This is a genomic window from Nonomuraea sp. NPDC003727, from assembly GCF_053586935.1.
In genome coordinates this window covers 272,632-293,891 of record NZ_JBSFNE010000002.1, presented here as the reverse complement: position 1 = coordinate 293,891, position 21,260 = coordinate 272,632, and the positions used below count along the sequence as shown (strand labels likewise).

The following is a 21,260-nucleotide window of genomic DNA, read 5'->3' as shown; positions in this document are numbered from 1 at the left end:
GGGTGAGGGCGGGGAGCGGGTCGGTCAGCGCTGGCGAGGGCGGGGGAGGGCGAGGAGGGCGAGCGCGGTGACGGCGAGCGCGGCGGCCAGCGCGGCGTACCAGCCCGGCCGCAGGCCCGGCTCGATCGACAGCACCCCGAGATCCACCGACACCCGGTCGCCGATGCCGCGCGGGTCGGCCACGTACACCACCAGCAGCACGGCCGCGGCCGTCCCCGGCAGCGCGGCGAGCGCCGTCAGCAGGCGGCCGCGCAGCAGGCCCGCCAGCCCGAACGCGGCGGCGGCCAGGCCCGCGACCAGCGTGTAGACGCCGAACGGGTCGTCGACGCCGCGCATCTCCTGGCTGATGCCGGCCCCCAGCACGTCCAGTCTGGCGTCGATGCCCGCCCACGGGAGCAGCGCTGACAGGGCGAGGAGCAGCCCCGCGAGGACGACGGCGGCGGCGACGCCGCGCTTGCTGGGGCGTGCGAGAGTGTCGGCCACGCCCTCACGATACGCCGCGACGCCCGCGAGGCCGATGCTGTCAACGCCATGGCCGCCCATGACCCCGCGACTCCTGCCCTGCCCGCGCCCGCCGTCCCGAGGGCGACGTCCTACCGATCGCTCCGGGGGCGGTTGGGCCGGTCGCGCGATGAGGTCAGCACAGCCGCCGGGCCGGCTCGTGGCGGCCTCCGGGTAGTGCCGGCCCCACCCTGACGCGCCTGCTCGCCGTACCGCGAAGATGCTGGTCAGCGTCATGGGGGGCGCGATCGCGCGGCCATACTCTCGTCGGCGTATCGATTTCACCGTGAGGCCTGATCGGTCTCACGTGGCAGGACGCTAGGTAAACGGTAAGGGGTAAGGCATGGCCAGGGACCGAAGGCGCATCGGCCGGTGGGGGTTGCGGGCGACGGCGGTGATCGCGATGGGAGCGGTCCTCGCCCCCGTGGCGGCCCAGGCGGCCTCGGCCGGCACGACCGGCGGGCAGCAGGACCCGGTCCGCGCGCTGGAGCGGGCGGCGCACCCGCTGCGCTCGACCGAGCCGGGGAGCAAGACGGCCGACCTGCGAGCGCTGGGAGCGATGATCGGCGACGCCAAGGTGGTCGGCCTCGGCGAGGCGACCCACGGTTCGCACGAGTTCTTCGCCATGAAGGAGCGGGTCTTCCGCTACCTCGTCGAGGAGAAGGGCTTCACCACCTTCGCCCTGGAACTGGGCTGGTCCTCGGGACTTCAGATCGACGACTACCTCCAGACCGGCAAGGGCGACGCACGCGAGATCGCGACAGCGGCGCTGGCCAACTCGCCGTGGGACAGGGAGGAGTTCGTGAGCCTCATCGAGTGGATGCGGGACCACAACCGCCGACACCCCGGCCGCACGGTCCACTTCATCGGCAACGACATCGGCGCACCCACACTGAGCGACGACTTCTTCGAGCGCGTGACCGGCTACGTGCGGCGGACCCACCCGGAGTCGCTGCCGCACGTCACGGACCTCTACGCCGGTCTGCGCCCGATCGACGACGTGTTCGCCTACCTGGGCAAGCCGCTCGCGGAACGGCAGCGGCTCGCCGCCAAGGCACGGCAGGCCCTGAACCTGGTCAGCAATCTGAAGGGCACGGACGAGGACGAGTTCGAGCTCACGGTCCAGAACGCCCGGTCCATCTCCCAGACGGCCACGTTCCTCGCCTTCGACCTCACCGACAAGGCCTGGCTTCCCGTCGCGCAGCGCTACCGCGACCAGGTGATGGCCGACAACACCGCCTGGTGGCAGCGGCGCACCGGCGACAAGATGCTGCTGTCGGCGCAGAACGACCACGTCGGCTACGTGGCCGGCCAGCCCGCGCTGTATCCCAAGACGCAAGGGTCGTTCCTGCGGGACAAGCTGGGCCAGAAGTACCTTCCCATCGGGTTCACCTTCGACCGGGGCTCCTTCCTGTCGAAGGACGCCGCTCTCGGCGGCGACTGGAAGAAGTTCACCGTGGGCGCGGCCGGGCCCGGCACGAACGAGTACACCCTCGATAAGGTCCGTCACCAGGACTACTACCTCGACATCCGTACCGCCCCGGCCGCGGCGCGCACCTGGCTGGAGGTCGTCCGGCCCACGCGCAACATCGGCACGCAGTACCCCTACCCGCTCGCCGACCTCGCGCTCGCCCGCTCCTTCGACGTCCTGATCCACCTCCACGACGTACGGGAGGCCGACCAACGGAAGCCGTGACGGCCCGGGAGGTATGACGGCCCCGGGCCGTGACGGCCCGGGGCGTGTGACGACGGTCCGGGGCGCGTGGCGGTCCGGGACGTGTGAGGGCCCAGGGTCGGCGGCGATCCCGGGTCCTGGGCCGTCACGGGGTGGCAGGTCCGTGCGGACGGTGTCACCTTCACCAGGTGAATCCTGGTCAGACCCGCTCCGCCGCGGCGACCTCGGCGGTGGCGCGGGCCGGGCGCCTGGCCTGCCTGCGGTCCAGCAGTCCCGAGACAAGGGCCAGCACGAGCGCCGAGCCGGCCATCAGCGCGCCCACCCAGTTCGGGGCGGTGATGCCGAAGCCGCCGGAGATGACCAGACCGCCCAGCCACGCGGCCAGCGCGTTGCCCAGGTTGAAGGCGCCGACGTTGACGGCGGAGGCGAGCGTCGGCGCGCCCGAGGCCAGGTCGAGCACCCGCTTCTGCAGCGGCGGCACCGTGGCGAAGCCGAGCAGGCCGATCAGGACGACGGCGACCGCCGAGGCGAGCTGGGAGTAGGCGGCGACGGTGAACAGCGCGAGCACGACCGCGACGGCGGCGAGCGAGCCGTACAGGAGCGGCATCAGCGCGCGGTCGGCCAGGCGTCCGCCGATCAGGTTGCCGATCACCATGCCGATGCCGAGCAGCACCAGCATCCAGGTGACTCCGGACTCGGCGAAGCCCGCGGCCTCGGTCATCATCGGCGCGATGTAGGTGATCGCGGCGAAGACGCCGCCGAAGCCGAGGACGGTCATCGCCATGGCCAGCAGTACCTGCACGTCGCCGAAGGCGGCCAGCTCGCGGCGGAGCAGTCCCTTCCCGCCGTGTATGCGCTTGTTGGCGGCGGTGGGTGCCTCGTCGGCGGGCACGAGCGTGGCGACGCCGATCACCGCGAGCACGCCGAGGGCGGCCACGGCGGCGAACGTGAGGCGCCAGCTGGTCTGCTGGCCGAGCCAGGTGCCGAGCGGGACGCCGACGACGTTGGCGAGGGTGAGCCCGGTGAACATCAGCGCGATCGCGCTGGCCCGCTTCTGCGGGGCGACGAGGTTGGCGGCCACCACCGACCCGATGCCGAAGAAGGCGCCGTGTGCCAGGGAGGTGACGATCCGGCCGGCGAGCATGAGGCCGAAGGCGGGCGCGACCGCCGAGAGCAGGTTGCCCACCACGAAGATGACCATGAGGGCGGTGAGCATGGTCTTCCGGGGGACGCGGGTGCCCAGGATCGTCATGATCGGCGCGCCGATGAGGACTCCCATGGCGTATCCCGAAGCCAGGTATCCGGCCGTGGGGATGGAGACGCCGTACTCCGCGGCGACCTGGGGCAGCAACCCCATGATGACGAACTCGGTCGTCCCGATCCCGAAGGCGCCGATGGCCAGGGCCAGGAGTGCGATGGGCATGACAGATCCCTCGACTAGAAGAATGGAACGCGTCCACAATAATTGCATGCGCGGGATATATGCAAGCGCCGACTATTGCACGAGGAGGTAACCTGAAGTCATGCCGAACCTTCGGGCACACAGCTGGTGCACGCTGTCCGCGCTGCACAACAGGATCGACGCGCACATCGAGCGCGCTCTGCAGACCGCGCACGACCTCAGCGTGCGGGAGTACTCCGCGCTGGTGCTGCTCAGCGCGCAGCACCCGGGCGAGGGCGGGCACCTGATGATGAACCAGCTCGCCGACGCGATCGGGCTCAGCCAGAGCGCCACGACGAGACTCGTCACCAGGCTCGAGGACCGCGGGCTGCTGTCGCGCTACCTGTGCGCGACAGACCGGCGGGGCATCTACACCGACGTCACCCCCGCAGGGCTGGACCTGCTGGCCAAGGCGCAGCCGACCAACGACGCGGCGCTGGCCGAGGCGCTGGCCGAGGCCGACCGGCAACCGGAGCTGGCTCCCCTGGTGGCGGCGTTGCGCGCGCTCGACTCCACCCGGCCCCAGGTTCCCGCGCCCGCCGAGGCGCGCCCGGGGGCCTGACGCGACACGGGATGGCGGGGCGCCCCTCCCCGCCGGGGTTCAACCTCACCCGCCGTCGGGGCGGCCGTGCTGTCCCGGCGTGCCGTCCATGACGTCGTGGCGGGCCGGCACCTGCCGGCCCGCCTGCCGCGCGCGACCCGGCGGCATGGATGAGCAGGCGTTCCTGCTCGTGTGGGGTAAGCCGCGGGGTCGGGCCGTAGAGGCGCGGGCTCCCGATCGTCCCGCGACCGTGCCGGACCCGGTTCGGGCTACTCGACCCCGAACACCGTCAGCACCGCCGCGTGGTCAGAGGTCCAGAGGTTGTCGCGGTGACCGGGAATCGGCGCCGGGTCGCCCTCGACGACCGCGGCCGAGCTCTGGACCCGCAGGTCGCCCTTGTAGTGGATGAAGTCGATGCGGTCCTTCGGCTCCGGCTCGCCCTTGTGGGAGTCGTGCCCGTAGCCGCCGGTGAAGGTGGTGTAGATCGGCGACCAGGTGATGCCCGGCTCGGCGACGGGGTCGGGGTTGGCGACGCGGAAGGAGTCCTTCAGCCCGGCCCGCTCGGGAACGACGGAGGTGGGCCACGCCACCGCGTCGTAGCCGCACTTGTTCGCCTCGGGCGTCCAGTCGAGGTGGGAGGGGGCGTTGAAGTCGCCCATGAGCAGCACGGGGGTGCGCTCCGAGGCGGCCAGGTCGCCCTCCATCGCCTTGATGACGCCCTCGATCTGCCTGGTACGGCCGGACTCCGCCTCCCTGGCCATCAGCCGCTCGACCGGGTACTTGCCGAAGCAGGCGTCGTAGGGCCCGTAGGGGGTGTAGCCGAGGTGGACGTTCCACAGCGCCATCTCGGTGCCACGCCGGTCGTCGACCTTGATCTTCACATTGGCGGCGGGCAGCCCTGACTGCTGGGGCAGCGGCCCGCGCGAGGTGATCGGGTAGCGGCTGACGAAGCCGACGTCGGGACCGGCCTGGTAGTGGTCCCAGCCGAGCGCCTCGCCCAGGTCCTTGGCGGAGGTGCCCGAGCTCTCCTGCACGCCCACCACGTCGATGTCGTGGTCGAGCAGGAACTTCAGCTGCTTCTCCCGGCCGCCGCGCACCTGGCTGCCGCCGTGCCAGAGGTTCCAGCTGAGCGCCTTCAGCTCGGGCACGAGAGGCGCGCCGGGCGGCCTGACGTCCACGCTGACCTGGGCGGTGGCGCTCTCGCCTCCGTCGTTGACGGCCTCGACGGTGGCGGTGACGGTCTTGGCCGAGGCGGCGGCGGGCGGGGTGCCGGTGATGGTGCCGTCCTGGGCGACGTCGAGCCACTCGGGCCCGCTGACCTTGCGGAAGCCGGTGACCTGGCCCCTGACCAGGCCGCGCACGGTCGCGGTGTAGGGGCTCTTGGCGCGGGCGTTGCGCAGCGGGATCGTCCCGGTGACGAAGCGCAGAGCCTCGTTGCTCACGATCTTCAGTTTGGCGGGGGCGGCTAGCCACTGGTAGCCGTCCTTGGCCAGCGCGTAGGCGACGTAGCTGCCGGGTTCGAGGCCGTCGGTGTCGAGGCTGGCGGTGCCGCTGCCCTGCGGGATGTAGACCCACTTCAGCGAGGCGCCGACGTACTTCTGGTCGACGGGGCCGTTGCCGGGGTCGCTGTAGAGGCCGATCCAGTTCTTGGGGTCGGGTGCGGGGGTGGAGTAGCGGAGCTGGACGGGGTCGCCGGCCTTCACCGAGGCGGAGACGGGGGTGAGGGTGCCGTCGGGGGCGGCGGCGGTGAGGGTGGCGGCGGCGAGGAGGGCGGCCGCGATGGAGAGAGTCCTGCGCATGGAGGAAGCATCCATGACGCGAGTAAAGCCCAGATGTACACAGATTGACCAGTCGTCGTTTCTACTAGCTGGACAAGTGCGCACAGCTTGTCTGAACAAGCCGTCCTAGGAGGATCTCCCTGCGCCACGGGAACGCAAAGGGCGTCCGGAGCCCGCCGGCCTCATGACCGGATACCTTGGGGGCATGTCCGTCACCCGCCGTGCCTTCCTCGCCGTCGCGGCGGGACTGGCGGTCGGCTGGCCGGCGGGCTGTTCGGCGGACCGCGACGAGGTGGCCGGCCTGCGCTTCGCCACCGGCCCCGCCGGGGGACCGTACGAGGCGCTGGGTGACAGGTTCGCCGCCGAGCTGGGGCGGCGCGGCTTCGGCGTCACCGTGCTGAAGACGGCCGCCAGCATCGAGAATCTCACCATGCTCGCCGACGGCAGAGCCGACCTCGGCCTGTCGCTGGCCGACAGCGCCGACGAGGCGGTGCGGGTGCGCCACGCTCCCGTCTTCGCGCTGGCCAGGATGTACATGAACTACGTCCATCTGGTGGTCCGCGAGGACTCGCCCGTCACCAGGATCCAGGACCTGGCGGGCCGCGCGGTCTCGACCGGCGCGGAGGGCTCGGGCACCGCGTTCACCGCCGAGCGCGTGCTGGCGAAGGCCGCGCTCAAGGAACGCGCCCGCACCTCCAGGCTCGGCCTGGACGAGTCGCTCAGGGCGCTGGCCGTCGGCGCCGTCGACGCCTTCTTCTGGTCGGGCGGCGTGCCCACCCCGGCCCTGGCCGCCGGCGACCTCCCGGTCCGGCTGCTGCCCCTCGACTGGCTGGTCGGGCCGCTGCGCAGGCAGTACGGCCCGCTCTACGAGAGCGCGATCGTCCCGGCGGGCGAGTACGGCCAGCCGGCCCCGGTGCCCACCATCGGCACCCCCAGCTACCTGGTGTGCAGGGCCGGGCTCGGCGCCGACGTCGCCTTCGCCGTCACCGAGACGCTCTTCGCCAGCCGCGACCGGCTCGAAGCCCCCGACGCGCCCGGCGGGCGGCTCGACAGGCGCTACGCGATCGGCACCGGCGCCGTGCCGCTGCACGAGGGCGCGGCCCGCTACTACAGGTCCGTGTACGGCTGAGCCGGCCGCAGCTCCACCACCAGCCCCCGCGGCCGGTTGGCCTCCAGCGCCAGCGTCGCCCCGCAGGCCCTCGCCAGCTCGGCCGCGATGGCCAGCCCCAGCCCGCTGCCGGGCACGTTGGCGTGCGTGCCCGCCCGCCAGAACCTGCCGAGGGCCTGCACCCGTTCCTCCTCAGGAAGGCCGGGGCCGTCGTCGGCGATCCGCAGCACGCCGCCGGCCAGGGTGACGGTGACGGTGCCGCCGGGCGGGACGAACTTCTGGGCGTTGTCCAGCGCGATGTCGGCCACCCGCGCGGCCGCCTCGGGCACCGTCGCGTCAGGCTCGAGGTCGACCTCGAGGGTGAGGTCCTTCGCGGTGTAGACCTCGCGCCAGCCCGCCAGCCGGGGGGCGAGCGGGGTGAGCGAGTCGAGCTGCTGGGCCACCGCGCCCGCTTCGACCCTGGCCAGCGCCAGCAGGTCCTCCACCAGGCCCGCCAGCCGGTCGACCTCGGCCAGCGCCTCCTCGAACTCCGACGTGCCCTCGGACTTCAGGTGCGGCTCCAGGTTCTCCAGGCGCAGCGACAGCACGGTGAGCGGGGTGCGCAGCTCGTGGGAGGCGTCGGCCACGAACGCCCGCTGCCGGTCGAGCGTCGTGGAGACCGCGTCGGCCATCGCGTTGAACCGTTCCTCCAGCCGCCGCAGCTCGGTCGGCCCCACACCCGGATGGGCGCGCGCGTCGAGGTGGCCCTCGGCGATCGCCTGCGTGGTGCGGTCGAGCTCGGTGACCGGCCGCAGGATCCACCTGGCCAGCCCTCTGGCGGCCAGCACCGAGTAGCCGAGCGCCACCAGCGCCCCCAGCGCGAGGCCCGCCCACACCAGGGAGACGTCCGCCCGCGCCTGTGTCGTGGGCGCCTGCAGCAGCACCACGCCCGACAGCTGCGCGTCGCGGCCGGCGGGTTCGGCGATGAGCACGTGGCCCGGCCCGAACGGGCTGATCGTCGGCAGGTCCTCGGTCGTCTGCCCGGACAGCGCCAGGCGGATCGCGGCGCCCGTGTCGGCGCGCATGTCGCCGGCCTGGACGAGGGTCGTGCCGTCCCGGCCCTTGACCACGACGGCGGCGCCGTACAGGTCGGCGTAGCGGATGACCTCGGCCGTCAGCGCCGTCCTGTCGTTCTCGCGCGCGGCCTGGTCGGCCAGCTCGGCGAAGCGGGTGGCGTCGGCGCGGCGGTCGAGCAGCAGCCGGTTGGTGCGGTGCGAGGCGTAGGCCATCCCCAGGGGTACGGCCAGCGCCGCGATCATCAGCACGATGAGCGTGGTGAAGGTGACGACCAGCCGGTGTCTCACTGCCCTCCCAGCCGGTAGCCCGTGCCGCGCAGCGTCTCGACCAGGCCGGGACGGCCGGTCTTCGACCGCAGGCCCGCGACGTGGACGTCGAGCGAGCGGGAGGCCGACAGGAGCGGGTCGCCCCACACCTCGTCGAGGATCTCCTCGCGGCTGCGCACCACGCCGGGCTCCCTGGCCAGCAGCGCGAGGACGTCGAACTCCCGCCTGGTCAGCGTGACCGGCTCGCCGGCGACGCTCACCTGGCGGGTCTCCAGGTCGATCCGCACGTCGCCGGCCATGACCACGTGGTCCCTGGCCGGCATGGGGCGGGTGCCGCGGCGCACGACGGCTTCCATGCGGGCCATGAGCTCGGCCGTACGGAACGGCTTGACCAGGTAGTCGTCGGCACCGGAGCGCAGACCGCGCAGGATCTCACGCTCCTCAGTGCGGGCGGTGACCACGATGACGGGCACCGCGGACACCCGGCGGACGCGGCGCAGCGCCTCCAGCCCGTCCATGTCGGGCAGGCCGAGGTCGAGCAGGACGAAGTCGACGCCCCCCGCCAGGCGGAGGGCGTCGACCGCCAGCCCCGCGCGCACGATCTGGTGACCGTGTCGCGACAGGGCCGTGGTCAGGGCGGCCGCGAGCCGGTCGTCGTCTTCGACCAGGAGAACTCGCATGTGAGGAGCGTAGTGACAACAAACGCGTGATGGGGACCACGGGTTCGCGGCGGCCTGCCGCACGCGTCCGCGCGTCCTACACGCGGGCCAGCTGCGGCTCGGCCTTCTCGCTGGAGGACAGGGCCGCGTCGCGGGTCTCGCGCATCGTGAAGTAGACGATCAGCGAGACGGCGGCGCAGGCCGAGACGTACCAGTAGAAGCCGGACTCGATGCCCGAGTCCTTGAACCACAGCGCCACGTACTCGGCCGTGCCGCCGAACAGCGCGTTGGCGATCGCGTACGGCAGCGCCACGCCGAGCGCCCGCACGTTCGTCGGGAACAGTTCCGCCTTCACCACCGCGTTGATCGAGGTGTAGCCGGTGATGATGATCAGACCGGTCAGCGAGAGGACCAGCGCGCCCCCGAAGCCGCTGACACCCGACAGGGCGGTCATGAGCGGGACGGTGCCCAGCATCGAGCCGAAACCGAAGGTGATCAGCAGCGGGCGGCGGCCGATCCGGTCCGACAGCGCGCCGGCCAGCGGCTGCAGGCACATGAAGATGAACAGCGCGCAGAAGCTGACCAGCGTCGCCGTCGTCTTCTCCAGGCCCGCGGTGTTGGACAGGTACTTGGTCAGGTAGGTCGTGTAGGTGTAGTACGCGACCGTGCCGCCCATGGTGAGGGCGATGACCAGCAGGAACTCGCGCTTGTGGGCGAAGAGCTGACGCAGCGTGCCGCGCTCGCGCTCGACCCCCTTCTCCTGCTCGTCGTAGACCTCGGTCTCCATGAGGTTGCGGCGCAGGTAGAACACCACGGCGGCGGCCAGCGCGCCGATGATGAACGGGATGCGCCAGCCCCACGACTTCAGCGCCTCCTCGGTCATCGTGTTCTGCAGGATGATCTGCAGGCCGAGGCCCACGATCTGGCCCGCGGTCATCGAGACGTACTGGAAGCTCGAGGCGAAGCCGCGCTTGCCGGGCGGCGTGGCCTCGGTGAGGTAGGTGGCGCTGGCGGCGTACTCACCGCCGACCGAGATGCCCTGCAGGAGGCGAGCCACCAGCAGGACGGCCGCGCCGAAGTACCCGGCCGCGGCGTAGGTGGGTGCGATGGCGATCAGCAGGGCGCTGGCCGACATCAGCGTGACGGTCAGGGTGAGGGCTGCCTTGCGGCCCTTCCTGTCGGCGTAGCGGCCGAGCAGCCATCCGCCGATCGGCCGCATGAAGAAGCCGACGGCGAAGATGCCGGCGGTGTTGAGCAGCTGGGCGGTGGCGTCGCCCTTCGGGAAGAACGAGCTCGCGAAGTAGACGGCGAAACTGCTGTAGACGAACCAGTCGTACCACTCGACCAGGTTTCCAACCGATCCGCCGAGCACCGCCTTCCATGGGGTGCGCGCGGCTGCGTGTGTCGTCAAGGGGGACCTCCTGCGAGAGTCGTTGCAGGTCGTAGGCTCTCCACAGAGGGTTGTTCCGTCCAGGGGGATGACGGTTTATCTAACCTCCGCTTAACACAACGGAAATCACCCGAAGGTAGGATGAATTATTCGGCCTGGCGCCGTCAGACCTCCCGCTGCCACTCGGTCCACTCGTCGACCAGCTCGAATCCCATCGCCTCGTTGATCGCGAGCATGTGCGCGTTGGAGGTGGCGTTCCACGTGATGATGCGGTCGACGTCCGGCTCCATCTCGCGGAACCACAGCAGGTTGGCCAGTTTCAGCACCAGCCCGAGGCGGTGCCCCCGGTGCTCGCCCAGCACCACGGTGTCGGCCTGGCGGCCCCAGCCGTCCGGCTCGGCGCGGTCGACGTAGATGCGGGTGTAGCCGGCCACGGCCCCGTCGGCGGCCCTTCTGGCGATCATGGAGTAGGTCTGCTGCATGAACTCGGCGTTCGTCGCCTCGATCGCCTCGATGCGCCCGGCGTCCCACCGCATGCCCTCGACGTCGTCGCCGTGGGGCGCGTCGTTCATGCCCTCCATCAGCAACGCCAGGTCCGCGTGCAGCTCGGGCGCGGCCGTGCCCGCCCAGCGCTCGAGACGGTAGCCGGCGGCGTACGGCTCGGCGTCGGCCAGCATGCGTTCGACGCGGGCCCAGTCGGCCGCGCGCAGGTCGAGCGCCCTGCGCGCCTCCCCGAGTGACGGGGTGAAGCCGGTCGCGCGGGCGAAGCCGTCGGCCGGGCCCTTCGCCGGGGCCTCGGTCAGCAGCATGCGGCGGCCCGCCGTACGGGCCCGGCCGGCGGCGTGGGCGACCAGGGCGGTGCCGAGGCCGCGGCGACGGCGCTCGGGGACCACCACGAGGCTGCGCACCACGCCCAGGTGGGTGTTGTCGGTCATCGGCAGGCCCAGGCCGTAGCCGGCCACGACCCTGCCGTCCTCGACCACCGCCCACGCCTCCATCACGTCGCCGGGGAAGCCGCGTGACACCATGGCGGTGTAGCCGGGCAGCGACATGCGCGGTCCCGGATGGTCGGCGTCGGCGGCGAGGAACGCCGCGTGCAGCCCGGTCAGCAGGTCGCCGGGCGGGTCGAGGTCGATGCGCCGGATGTCCATGAGGCCAGGCAACCCCACCAGCGCGGCGGACCGCCAGCGAATTACCGGCCGGGAGCGGCGCAGGTCACTGCTGGTAGTTCTCCACCTCGTCGGCCGGGCGGGGGGCGGCGTAGTCGGGGTCATCGCCCACGCCGCGGCGGGCCCTGCGCTGGCGCAGCAGATCCCAGCACTGGTCGAGCGCCGCCTCCAGCTCCTTGACGCGGGCGTTCTCCTCGTCGGTGGTGACCTCGCCGGAGGCGAGCCGGCCGCGCAGCTCGTGCTCCTCGGTCACGAGGGCGTTGATCCTGCTGAGAATCTCGTTGTCCTGCATGGATCAGACTCTAACCACCGCGTGGTAGAAATCATCCCATGTCGGGTATTGCGCTGGTCAGAACGCCTGGCCCCCATCTGGCCGAGGGCATCGTCACCAACATCGAGCGCGAGCCGGTCGACGCCGACCTCGCGGCGCGCCAGCACGAGCGCTACGTCGAGGCGCTCGGCGCCAACGGCTGGGAGATCCGCCACGTCGAGCGGGCCGACGACCTTCCCGACGGGGTCTTCGTCGAGGACGCGGTCGTGGTCAGCGCCGGCACCGCCGTGCTCACCAGGCCCGGAGCGCCCGAGCGGCGGCCGGAGGTGGAGACGGTGGCGGCGGCCGTCCAGGCGCTGGACCTGGAGATCAGGCGCATCGAGGGGCCCGGCACCCTGGACGGCGGCGACGTCCTGCAGGTCGGCTCGCGGATCTACGTCGGCAGGTCGGCCAGGACCAACGACGAGGGCATCGCCCAGCTCGCCGCGCACCTGCCCGAGCGGGAGGTCGTGCCCGTCGAGATGCGCGGCGTGCTGCACCTGAAGTCGGCCGTCACCGCGCTGCCCGACGGGACCCTCATCGGCGTTCCCGGGCACGTCGATCTGCCCGGGCTGCTCGTGCCCGAGGAGGAGGCCGGATCCCACCTGGTCCTGCTGGGCGGCGACCGCGTGCTGATGGCCGCCTCCGCGCCCGCCACCGCCGCGTCGCTCGAGAAGCGCGGGCTCGAGGTGGTCCAGGTGGACATCTCCGAGTTCGAGAAGCTCGAAGGCTGCGTGACCTGTCTGTCCGTGCTCGTGTCTCGCGATGCGAGACCTTGACACAAGCGTTCCTGAGCGTCTGGTAGCGTGCTTGACGTGTTGCGTGGACTGCTTCTTAGCCGCCGCGGCGGGGGCCTCTAGAAGGCCGGCTCCCTCGTCGCGGAGCGAGTCATGCGCGTCGGCCGTTTCCTTCCGACCGACGAGGATCATGACATGACCGCTCAGCAGCCCAGTTCCATGCCCTTCCAGCGATACCAGCCGTTCGAGCCCATCCGGCTGCCCGACCGCACCTGGCCCGACCGGGTCATCACCAAGGCGCCCCGCTGGTGCGCCGTCGACCTGCGCGACGGCAACCAGGCGCTGATCGACCCGATGGACTCCCACCGCAAGCTCAAGATGTTCGAGCTGCTGGTGCGGATGGGCTACAAGGAGATCGAGGTTGGCTTCCCGTCCGCCTCGCAGACCGACTTCGACTTCGTCCGGCAGATCATCGACGAGGGCCGCGTCCCCGACGACGTGGTGATCCAGGTGCTGACGCAGGCCAGGCCGGAGCTGATCGAGCGGACCTTCGAGGCCATCAGGGGCGCCAAGCAGGCCATCGTCCACCTGTACAACTCCACCTCCACGCTGCAGCGGCGGGTGGTGTTCGGCATGGACAGGGAGGGCATCACCGCGATCGCCGTCGAGGGCGCCAAGCTGGTGCGCAAGCTGGCCGAGGCCTCCGACGTGGACGTCCACTACCAGTACTCCCCGGAGTCGTTCACCGGCACCGAGCTGGAGTACGCGGTCGAGGTGTGCAACGCGGTCAACGACGTGTGGCAGCCCACCCCCGACCGCAAGGTGATCATCAACCTGCCGGCGACGGTCGAGATGGCGACCCCGAACGTCTACGCCGACCAGATCGAGTGGATGCACCGCAACCTGGCCTACCGCGACTCCGTCATCCTGTCGCTGCACCCGCACAACGACCGCGGCACCGCCGTGGCCGCCGCCGAGCTGGGCTACATGGCCGGAGCCGACCGCATCGAGGGCTGCCTGTTCGGCAACGGTGAGCGCACCGGCAACGTCTGCCTGGTCACCCTGGGCATGAACCTGTTCTCGCAGGGCGTCGACCCCGAGATCGACTTCAGTGACATCGACGAGATCCGCCGGGTCACCGAGTACTGCAACCAGCTGCCCGTGCACCCGCGCCACCCGTGGGGCGGCGAGCTGGTCTACACCGCCTTCTCCGGCTCCCACCAGGACGCCATCAAGAAGGGCTTCGAGCACCTGGCCGCCGACGCGGCCGCCGCAGGGGTGCCGGTCGACTCCTTCCGGTGGGCGGTGCCGTACCTGCCGATCGACCCCAAGGACATCGGCCGCAGCTACGAGGCGGTCATCAGGGTCAACAGCCAGTCCGGCAAGGGCGGGGTCGCCTACATCATGAAGGCCGACCACCAGCTCGACCTGCCGCGCCGGCTGCAGATCGAGTTCTCCAAGGTCGTGCAGGCCCGCACCGACGAGGAGGGCGGCGAGATCTCGCCGGCCCAGATGTTCGACATCTTCACCGACGAGTACCTGCCGAACCCGGCCAACCGCTGGGGCCGTCTCAGCCTGATGGCGCACCGCCACGAGTCCACCGTCGACGAGAAGGACCGCATCAGCGCCGACGTGCGCATCGACGGGGAGATCCGTGAGGTCGAGGGCACCGGCAACGGGCCCATCTCGGCGTTCATCGACGCGATCTCGGCGCTCGGGTTCGAGGTGCGCGTGCTCGACTACGTGGAGCACGCGATGAGCGCCGGCAGCGACGCCAAGGCCGCCTCGTACCTGGAGTGCGACGTCAACGGCCAGGTGCTGTGGGGAGCCGGCATCGACGGCAACACCACGACGGCCTCGCTCAAGGCGATCATCTCGGCGGTGAACCGGGCCTCCCGCTGACGTGACTCACCCCGGGGGTACGGCACGCCTCGCCGTACCCCCGGTCGGCGTCATGGCCGGCCGGGCCTCGCGTTTCAGCGAAGGCCCAGGTAGTGCGCGATCGAGCGGGCGCCGTGCTCGAACGTGGCCGCCGGCGCGGTCACGACGCTGTTGTACATGCCGAACAGCTCGAAGCTGACCGACCCGTAGACCCACGTCCAGGCGTGGATGCCGCGCAGGATCACCTCGTCCGGCAGCCCCACGAAGATCGCCTCCCGGAGCGCGGCGGCGTCGCCGGCGAACTCCTCCGGGGCCGGCGTGTCGGCGGGCACCTGGATCGCCCCCGCCGCGTGGGCGTCCGACAGCACTTTCGCGAACATGATCCCGTCACGCGCCGCGGGATCGACGGTGTCGGCCGGGGCCTGGTAGCCGGGCACCGGCGTGCCGTGGATCAGCGCGTACTCGTGGGGGTGCGCCAGCGCCCACGCCCTGATCGCCCGGCACATCGCCAGCCAGCGCCCGAGGAAGTCGTCCCGGGCGCACCCGGCGTCGGCCTGCTCGACGGCCGCGCCGACCGCGTTGTAGGCGTCGATGATCAGCGCCGTCAGCAGATCGTCCTTCGTCGGGAAATAGCGGTAGATGGCCGAGGAGACCATCCCCATCTCCCGCGCCACGGCCCGCAACGACAGGCCCGCGGCGCCGTCGGTGGACAGGTGCCGGCGGGCGATGTCGGTGATCTCCCTGATCAGCTCCGCGCGGACGCGTTCTCTGGCGGTACGGCTTGCGGTCGTCATGCGAAGCACGCTACCAGAGCGCCGCCAAAAAACGAGAGCACTGCTCTTGACTCTTCCGCTCTCTTGGGAGAGCATTGCTCTCGTCAATGAACGGCGCTCACGAAGAGGTTCGCATGCTCGCCATCGCCAAGGGAGCCAACCTGGCTCTGATGTTCTTCCTGGAGCTCGGCGTCATCGGCGCGGTCGGCTACTGGGGCTTCACCGCCGGATCCTCCTGGGCCCTGCGGTTGCTGCTGGGCCTCGGCGCGCCTGTCCTGTTCGGCGTGCTGTGGGGCCTGTTCGCGGCGGGCGGTGGCGCCAACGCCACCTACCCCCTCACGGGGATCGCGCGCGGGCTGTTCGAGGTCGCCTGGTTCGGCGGCGGGGCGCTCGCGCTCTACGCTGCCGGGGCGCTCACCCCGGCGGTCGTCCTGGGTGCGGCCTTCGTCGTCAACGGGGTCCTCCGCCTGCTGTGGCACCAGTAGTGAGATCAGGCCACACTCGTACGCGTCTCTTCTGAAGGTAGGTTGATCATGGGTAAGCATGTCGTCGTGGGCGCGGGTCAGGTCGGCCGGCACGTGGCTCGCAAGCTGATCGCGCAGGGCCACGAGGTCGTGGTCGTCACCCGCTCGGGCAGCGGTCCCGAAGGAGTCAGGAAAGTGGCCGCCGACGTGGCCGACAGCGCCGCGCTGGTCGAGATCGCCAGGGGTGCCGACGCCGTCTACAACTGCGTCAACCCGCCGTACCACCGCTGGCTCACCGACTGGCCGCCGATGGCCGCGTCCTTCCTGGCGGCGGCCGAGCAGAGCGGCGCGGTGCTGGTGGCGCTGGGCAACCTCTACAGCTACGGCCCGGTTCAGGGGCCGATGACCGAGGACCTGCCGCCGGCCTCCGACAGCCCGAAGGCCCAGGTGCGGGCCGCGATGTGGGCCGACATGCTGGCCGCGCACGAGGCGGGCAGGGTCAGGGTGGCCGAGGTGCGCGGGTCCGACTACTTCGGACCCGGGGCGACGGACCAGTCCTTCCTGGGTGACCGCTTCATCAAGCCGCTCAGGGCGGGCAGGACGATCCCGCTCGTGTGGCCGGCCGACGTTCCGCACAGCTGGACGTACCTGCCGGACGTGGCCGAGGCGCTCGTCGTCGCGGCCGCGGACGAACGGGCCTGGGGCAGGGCCTGGCACGTGCCGACGAGCGAGCCGCTGACGTTCAGGGAGATCGGCGACCGGATGGCGGCCGTCCTGGGACTGCCCGCGCCGCGGATGAGCCGGCTGCCGTGGCCGCTGGTGCGGGCGATCGGGCTGGTCAACCCGCTGATCGGCGAGCTGCGGCACACGCGCTACCAGTTCGTGGCGCCGTTCGAGATCGACTCGTCGGCCTTCACCGACACCTTCGGGATCAAGCCCACCCCGATCGACGACGCCCTCCGCGCGACGCTGGGCGTGTGAGAGGGCAGCGGGCGGGCGCGAAGCGGGCGCACTACGCTCGGTGCATGAAGATTGCCATGATCGGCCTGGGTGACATCGCGGAGAAGGCCTACCTCCCCGTGCTGGCCGCCCAGCCCGACCTCGACCTGCACCTGTGCACCCGCAACGAGCGGACCCTGCGCCGGCTCGGCGCCGCGCACCGCGTGGCCGAGCGGTCCACCTCGGTCGAGGAGGTGGTCGAGGCGGGTGTCGACGCCGCGTTCGTGCACGCGGCCACCGAGGCCCACCCGGCGATCGTGGAGCCGCTGCTGAGGGCGGGGGTGCACGTCTACGTGGACAAGCCCGTCGCCTACACCCTCGACGAGACCCGCCACCTGGTACGGCTGGCCGCCGACCGGCGCGTCTCCCTCATGGTGGGCTTCAACCGCCGCTACGCCCCCGGCTACGCGGGCATGCTCGACCTGTCGCGCCATCTGGTCCTCATGCAGAAGAACCGTCCCGCCCTGCCGGACACGCCGAGAAGGGCGGTGTTCGACGACTTCATCCACGTGGTCGACACGCTCCGCTTCCTCGCTCCCGGGCCCGTGACGGAGACACGCATCCGTACCAGGATGCGTGACGGGCTGGTCGAGCACCTGGTGCTGGAGCTGGCGGGCGAGGGCTTCATGGCGCACGGCGTCATGAACAGGGTCGGCGCGGCCTCGGAGGAGAGCCTGGAGGTGCTGGGCGAGGGCGTGAAGCGCCGCGTGGTGAACCTGGGCGACGTCGTCGACCACGGCCCCGCGGGGGAGACGCTGGTGCGGCGGCCCGACTGGGTGCCGGTGTCGCGGCAGCGCGGGGTCGAGCAGGCCGGCATGGCCTTCCTCGCCGCGGTGCGGGCGGGCGAGGTGCTGAGCGCGCAGGACGCGCTGGTCACGCACGAGGTCTGCGAGGAGATCGTCGCCGCCTGCGACCGCGAGGCGGCCCTCGTCGCCTGAGGGACCTGCGGACGATCCGCGGGGAGCGGGCACCTCGGCGGGCGAAGGCCGGCGGGGCCGATGGATGGTTCGGGGCGGCAGATGGATGGTCGGCGGGGCCGAGGGACGGTCCGAGGCGGGGCTTGTCAGCGGGTGAACGTCCGGGGGGCCATGGCGCGGTCGGCGGCGGCGAGGAGCCTGCCGAACGGTCTCGGGGTCAGCCGCGTCATCACCGTGAACCCGGCGGCGTCCCGCAACGGGCTGGAGGAGGAGACCACGCCGGCCACCGCACGGCCGAGCACGGCGGGCCCTCCGCTGTCGCCGGGCGCGGCGTGGCAGTTGTGCGTGACCAGCACCCCGGGCCCGGCCGCGCCGCCCTCGACGGCGTCGCCGACGCAACGGTGGAGGTCGCTGCCGGAGTAGGAGCCGCCGATCGGGTAGCCGAGCAGTTCGAGGTGCGACAGCGAGTCGCCCCTGCGGGTGAGGCGCGGCCGCAGCCCCGGCCCGGTGATCTCCTCCAGTTGCCGGTTCCCGGCGGCGACGCCAACCACGCCGACGTCGTAGGGCAGCTGGGCGGTGGAGTACGGCCTGGCCCGCCATCGCTTGGGCACCCAGAAGCGCACGGCGGGCCAGACGCCGAGCGCCGGACGGCCCGAGCCGTCGCGGTTGTAGGCGGGCATGAAGACGATCCGGTCGAAGCGGTGGCCGTCGCCGTACAGGCAGTGGGCCGCGGTCAGCACCAGGCTGCGGCTGTGCGACCGGAGCACGACCGCGCCGCAGGTCAGCTCCCTGCGGCTGACGGGGTCGTGGCTCACCAGCAGCCCCGCCAGCCGGTACCTGCCCGTGTACGGCCGCGCCACGGGCACGTGCCCGAGCCGGTCGCCTCCCGGCGTGAGAACCCGCCGGTCCGGCACCGACAGCGCTGACATCGCGGGAACCGCCGCGCCGCTCCCGCCGGCAGAGTCGCGCGCGTCCACGGTGGGACCTGCGCCCACCGGCAGGAGCAACCCCGCCGCCACCACGAGCCTGAGCACCCGTCCCCCCAAGTTTTGATCTTGCGCACTCTATCGGGCAGGGTGGCGTTCTGCCAGGTCATGGGCCCGGTCGCGGGCCATGTCGCGGGCCGGGGTCGTGGGCCGGCTTGGCGACTGTGTACGTGTCGGCGCGTGCCGGAATTGCCAGGGGCGGTGAACAATGGTGCGGTGGTGTCATGGCTGTCGACCTGAACCACACCATCGTGCCGAGCAGGGACAAGCACGCCTCCGCCGCCTTCATCGCGGAGATCCTGGGACTGAAGGCGGGCCCGCAGTGGGGCCCGTTCGTGCCCGTCGAGACCGCCAACGGCGTCACCCTCGACTACATGGACTCGGCCGACGTCCGGCCGAACCACTACTGCTTCATCGTCAGCGAGGCCGAGTTCGACGAGATCTTCGGGCGCATCCAGGCGCGCGGCCTGGACTTCTGGGCCGATCCAGGGCACGCGAAGGCGGGGATGATCAACCACCTGTACGGCGGCCGCGGCGTCTACTTCGACGACCCCGACGGCCACCGCATGGAGGTCATCACCGCCCCCTACGCGTAAGCCTGAACCGCTCAGAGCCAGTAGTTGTCGTGGCGGAGGTAGAACTCGGCCTTCTCCTCGTCGCTCATGGTGGCGACGTCGAGCAGGCCCTCGAAGTAGCCCTCGCGAGGCGCGCCGGGCGAGAAGTGCAGCAGCATGGAGGCGGGCTCGCCCGACTCGTTGCGGAAGCCGTGCACGCCGCCCGCGGGCACGTGGACCCAGTCGCCCGGCTTCGTCTCGAGCCAGCGGTCACCGTTGTAGATGCTGATCGTGCCTTCGAGGACGAAGAAGGACTCGGTGATCGTCTTGTGGAAGTGCGGTCCGGGGCCGCTCGGCGTGGGCCCCATGTTCCAGCGGTAGAGGCCGAACAGGCCGCCGGTGGAGGCACCGGTGGCCAGGTAGTCGACGGTGTTGCCGGTCGGGTAGACCAGGTCGGGCGCGGATCCGGCGGGACGGTGGACGGCGCTGTTCTCGCCCTTGTCGTCGAAGTAGATCGGGTCGGGATATGTCATAGCGCGCATCCTAAGGACCCGGGCGGCGCGGATCTTCACCCGCGCCGCCCGGACACGCGTCAGGGGTAGAGACCGCGCATCTGGTGGGCCTCGGCGACCCTGCCCACGCCGATCACGTGGGCCGCCTGGCGCAGGGTGATCCCGCGCGCCTCCGCCACCGACCTGACCTCGCCGAAGGCGCCTTCCATGAGGTCGCGGAGCCTGATCTCGACGTCGTCGGCGCTCCACGAGTAGGCCTGCATGTTCTGCACCCACTCCAGGTACGACACGATCACGCCGCCGGCGTTGGCCAGGATGTCGGGGACGATCGTGGTGCCCTGCGCCGCCAGGATCTCGTCCGCCTCGGGCGTGGTCGGGCCGTTGGCACCCTCGACGATGAGCCGGGCCTTGACCCGCGGCGCGTTCTCGGCGGTGATCGCGCCCTCCAGCGCGGCGGGAACCAGGACGTCCACGTTCAGCTCCAGCAGCGCGGCGTGGTCCATCGCGTCGGCGTGCCGGTAGCCGGCGACGCCGCCGGACTCGGCCACCCATGCGCGCAGGCCGGCGATGTCGAGCCCGGCGGCGTTGTGGACCGCCCCGGTGACGTCGGAGACCGCGACCACCTTGGCGCCCGCGTCGGACAGGTACTGCGCGGCCAGCGCGCCCACCTTGCCGAAGCCCTGCACGGCGACGCTCACCCCTTCGGGGGAGCGGCCCAGCGCGGACAGCGTCGCGATCTGCACGCCCCTGGAGGTGGCCCCGGCACGGCCGAGCGACCCGCCCAGCGTCATCGGCTTGCCCGTGACGACGCCCGGCACCGAGTACCCGGCGTTGACGCTGTAGGTGTCCATGATCCAGGCCATGGTCTGCTCGTCGGTGCCGACGTCCGGGGCGGGGATGTCCTTCTCGGGGCCGATGAGCGGGAGGATCTCGTTGACGTAGCGGCGGGTCAGCCGCTCGAGCTCCCTGGTGGTGAGCGCGGTCGGGTCCACGCACACGCCGCCCTTGGCGCCGCCGTACGGGATGCCCACCAGCGCGCACTTCCAGGTCATCCACATGGCCAGCGCGGTGACCTCGTGGATGTCGGTGGCCGGGTGGAAGCGGATGCCGCCCTTGGCGGGGCCGCGCGAGACGTTGTGCTGGACGCGGAAGCCCTGCACGACGTCCATCGTGCCGTCCTCGCGGCGGACCGGGACGGAGACGGTCAGCGAGCGGCGCGGCGTGGCGAGCATCGTGCGCAGGCCCTGGTCGAGGCCGAGGTGCTCGGCCGCCTGGTCGAGCTGGTGGAGAGCGGAGTCGAGGGCTTGTCGCCCGGGTGTGATCAGGGCCGGCGTCCTTGACGGCACCATGACGGTCATGGGAAGGATTCCTCCTGTTATGTACGCCCAAAGCGGGAAGAGCGCCATTGCTTTACCCATGGGCGGTTCTGTGATGATCAGCGTAACCCGTGGCTGATCCCCATACTGAAGATCCAAGCTGGAGATCGACGCGAGGGGAACATGCCACTCTGGCAGTCTTGAGGCGAGAACCGCGCCGAAACGTC

The 21,260-nt window shown here is 71.5% G+C and carries 21 protein-coding genes; 9 read left to right on the top strand and 12 right to left on the bottom strand.

Annotation, left to right across the window (positions count from 1 at the left end; all coding sequences use genetic code 11):
- Window positions 1-24: 24 nt before the first annotated feature.
- Window positions 25-483 (bottom strand): hypothetical protein, encoded by a 459-nt coding sequence (locus tag ACWDLG_RS06615; protein WP_354906580.1) that lies wholly within the window; start codon window positions 481-483, stop codon window positions 25-27.
- A gap of 361 nt (window positions 484-844) precedes the next feature.
- Between ACWDLG_RS06615 and ACWDLG_RS06610 the strand changes: the two genes are divergently transcribed.
- The gene (locus ACWDLG_RS06610) at window positions 845-2,197 is read left to right on the top strand and encodes an erythromycin esterase family protein (protein WP_449916703.1); all 1,353 of its coding nucleotides are present in this window, start codon (window positions 845-847) and stop codon (window positions 2,195-2,197) included.
- A gap of 178 nt (window positions 2,198-2,375) precedes the next feature.
- Here the strand turns inward: ACWDLG_RS06610 and ACWDLG_RS06605 are convergent, their stop codons facing one another.
- Window positions 2,376-3,599, bottom strand: coding sequence for an MFS transporter (locus tag ACWDLG_RS06605; protein ID WP_449916700.1), 1,224 nt, complete (start codon window positions 3,597-3,599; stop codon window positions 2,376-2,378).
- Window positions 3,600-3,699: 100 nt separating this feature from the next.
- On the opposite strand from ACWDLG_RS06605, the gene ACWDLG_RS06600 reads away from it, so the two are divergent.
- Window positions 3,700-4,179 (top strand): MarR family winged helix-turn-helix transcriptional regulator, encoded by a 480-nt coding sequence (locus tag ACWDLG_RS06600; protein WP_449916697.1) that lies wholly within the window; start codon window positions 3,700-3,702, stop codon window positions 4,177-4,179.
- A 248-nt stretch (window positions 4,180-4,427) separates the two neighbouring features.
- Here the strand turns inward: ACWDLG_RS06600 and ACWDLG_RS06595 are convergent, their stop codons facing one another.
- On the bottom strand, window positions 4,428-5,957 hold the full coding sequence (locus ACWDLG_RS06595; protein ID WP_449916695.1) for an endonuclease/exonuclease/phosphatase family protein: 1,530 nt from the start codon (window positions 5,955-5,957) through the stop codon (window positions 4,428-4,430).
- A gap of 184 nt (window positions 5,958-6,141) precedes the next feature.
- Between ACWDLG_RS06595 and ACWDLG_RS06590 the strand changes: the two genes are divergently transcribed.
- Window positions 6,142-7,065, top strand: a complete 924-nt coding sequence (locus tag ACWDLG_RS06590) for a TAXI family TRAP transporter solute-binding subunit (protein ID WP_449916692.1) — start codon at window positions 6,142-6,144, stop codon at window positions 7,063-7,065.
- Here ACWDLG_RS06590 and ACWDLG_RS06585 read toward each other — a convergent pair.
- The 5 genes from ACWDLG_RS06585 to ACWDLG_RS06565 form a co-directional block, all read right to left on the bottom strand.
- Window positions 7,044-8,387 (bottom strand): sensor histidine kinase, encoded by a 1,344-nt coding sequence (locus ACWDLG_RS06585; protein ID WP_449916689.1) that lies wholly within the window; start codon window positions 8,385-8,387, stop codon window positions 7,044-7,046. The genes ACWDLG_RS06590 and ACWDLG_RS06585 overlap by 22 nt on opposite strands.
- On the bottom strand, window positions 8,384-9,046 hold the full coding sequence (locus ACWDLG_RS06580; protein ID WP_354906573.1) for a response regulator transcription factor: 663 nt from the start codon (window positions 9,044-9,046) through the stop codon (window positions 8,384-8,386). The genes ACWDLG_RS06585 and ACWDLG_RS06580 overlap by 4 nt, the downstream gene beginning before the upstream one ends.
- A 76-nt stretch (window positions 9,047-9,122) precedes the next feature.
- On the bottom strand, window positions 9,123-10,436 hold the full coding sequence (locus tag ACWDLG_RS06575) for an MFS transporter (protein ID WP_449916685.1): 1,314 nt from the start codon (window positions 10,434-10,436) through the stop codon (window positions 9,123-9,125).
- Window positions 10,437-10,579: 143 nt separating this feature from the next.
- Window positions 10,580-11,566 carry a GNAT family N-acetyltransferase gene (locus tag ACWDLG_RS06570; RefSeq protein WP_449916682.1) on the bottom strand — a complete coding sequence of 329 codons (987 nt, stop codon included), beginning with the start codon at window positions 11,564-11,566 and terminating at the stop codon, window positions 10,580-10,582.
- 64 nt (window positions 11,567-11,630) lie between these two features.
- Complete coding sequence (locus ACWDLG_RS06565; protein WP_354906570.1) at window positions 11,631-11,876, bottom strand: DUF2630 family protein; 246 nt, start codon at window positions 11,874-11,876, stop codon at window positions 11,631-11,633.
- A gap of 38 nt (window positions 11,877-11,914) precedes the next feature.
- Here ACWDLG_RS06565 and ddaH point away from each other — a divergent pair, with 38 nt between their 5' ends.
- Together ddaH and leuA are read left to right on the top strand one after the other, a co-directional pair.
- Window positions 11,915-12,673: a dimethylargininase gene (ddaH, locus tag ACWDLG_RS06560; RefSeq protein ID WP_449916679.1), complete on the top strand. Its 759-nt coding sequence runs from the start codon at window positions 11,915-11,917 to the stop codon at window positions 12,671-12,673.
- Window positions 12,674-12,826: 153 nt separating this feature from the next.
- On the top strand, window positions 12,827-14,533 hold the full coding sequence (gene leuA, locus ACWDLG_RS06555) for a 2-isopropylmalate synthase (protein ID WP_449916676.1): 1,707 nt from the start codon (window positions 12,827-12,829) through the stop codon (window positions 14,531-14,533).
- A gap of 74 nt (window positions 14,534-14,607) precedes the next feature.
- Here leuA and ACWDLG_RS06550 read toward each other — a convergent pair whose 3' ends face one another.
- Complete coding sequence (locus ACWDLG_RS06550; RefSeq protein WP_449916674.1) at window positions 14,608-15,306, bottom strand: TetR/AcrR family transcriptional regulator; 699 nt, start codon at window positions 15,304-15,306, stop codon at window positions 14,608-14,610.
- 113 nt (window positions 15,307-15,419) lie between these two features.
- On the opposite strand from ACWDLG_RS06550, the gene ACWDLG_RS06545 reads away from it, so the two are divergent.
- From ACWDLG_RS06545 to ACWDLG_RS06535, 3 genes are read left to right on the top strand one after another with little or no spacing between them, the layout of a single operon-like run.
- Window positions 15,420-15,770, top strand: coding sequence for a YrdB family protein (locus ACWDLG_RS06545; protein WP_354906566.1), 351 nt, complete (start codon window positions 15,420-15,422; stop codon window positions 15,768-15,770).
- A 48-nt stretch (window positions 15,771-15,818) separates the two neighbouring features.
- Window positions 15,819-16,730, top strand: coding sequence for an NAD-dependent epimerase/dehydratase family protein (locus ACWDLG_RS06540; RefSeq protein ID WP_449916672.1), 912 nt, complete (start codon window positions 15,819-15,821; stop codon window positions 16,728-16,730).
- 44 nt (window positions 16,731-16,774) lie between these two features.
- Window positions 16,775-17,686: a Gfo/Idh/MocA family protein gene (locus tag ACWDLG_RS06535; protein ID WP_449916669.1), complete on the top strand. Its 912-nt coding sequence runs from the start codon at window positions 16,775-16,777 to the stop codon at window positions 17,684-17,686.
- A 125-nt stretch (window positions 17,687-17,811) separates the two neighbouring features.
- Here ACWDLG_RS06535 and ACWDLG_RS06530 read toward each other — a convergent pair whose 3' ends face one another.
- The gene (locus ACWDLG_RS06530) at window positions 17,812-18,711 is read right to left on the bottom strand and encodes a trypsin-like serine peptidase (protein WP_449916666.1); all 900 of its coding nucleotides are present in this window, start codon (window positions 18,709-18,711) and stop codon (window positions 17,812-17,814) included.
- Between the two features lie 164 nt (window positions 18,712-18,875).
- On the opposite strand from ACWDLG_RS06530, the gene ACWDLG_RS06525 reads away from it, so the two are divergent.
- Complete coding sequence (locus ACWDLG_RS06525; RefSeq protein WP_354906562.1) at window positions 18,876-19,247, top strand: VOC family protein; 372 nt, start codon at window positions 18,876-18,878, stop codon at window positions 19,245-19,247.
- A gap of 11 nt (window positions 19,248-19,258) precedes the next feature.
- Here ACWDLG_RS06525 and ACWDLG_RS06520 read toward each other — a convergent pair whose 3' ends face one another.
- Window positions 19,259-19,738: a cupin domain-containing protein gene (locus ACWDLG_RS06520; RefSeq protein ID WP_354906561.1), complete on the bottom strand. Its 480-nt coding sequence runs from the start codon at window positions 19,736-19,738 to the stop codon at window positions 19,259-19,261.
- A gap of 59 nt (window positions 19,739-19,797) precedes the next feature.
- Window positions 19,798-21,075, bottom strand: coding sequence for a Glu/Leu/Phe/Val family dehydrogenase (locus tag ACWDLG_RS06515; protein WP_449916662.1), 1,278 nt, complete (start codon window positions 21,073-21,075; stop codon window positions 19,798-19,800).
- Window positions 21,076-21,260: the final 185 nt, after the last annotated feature.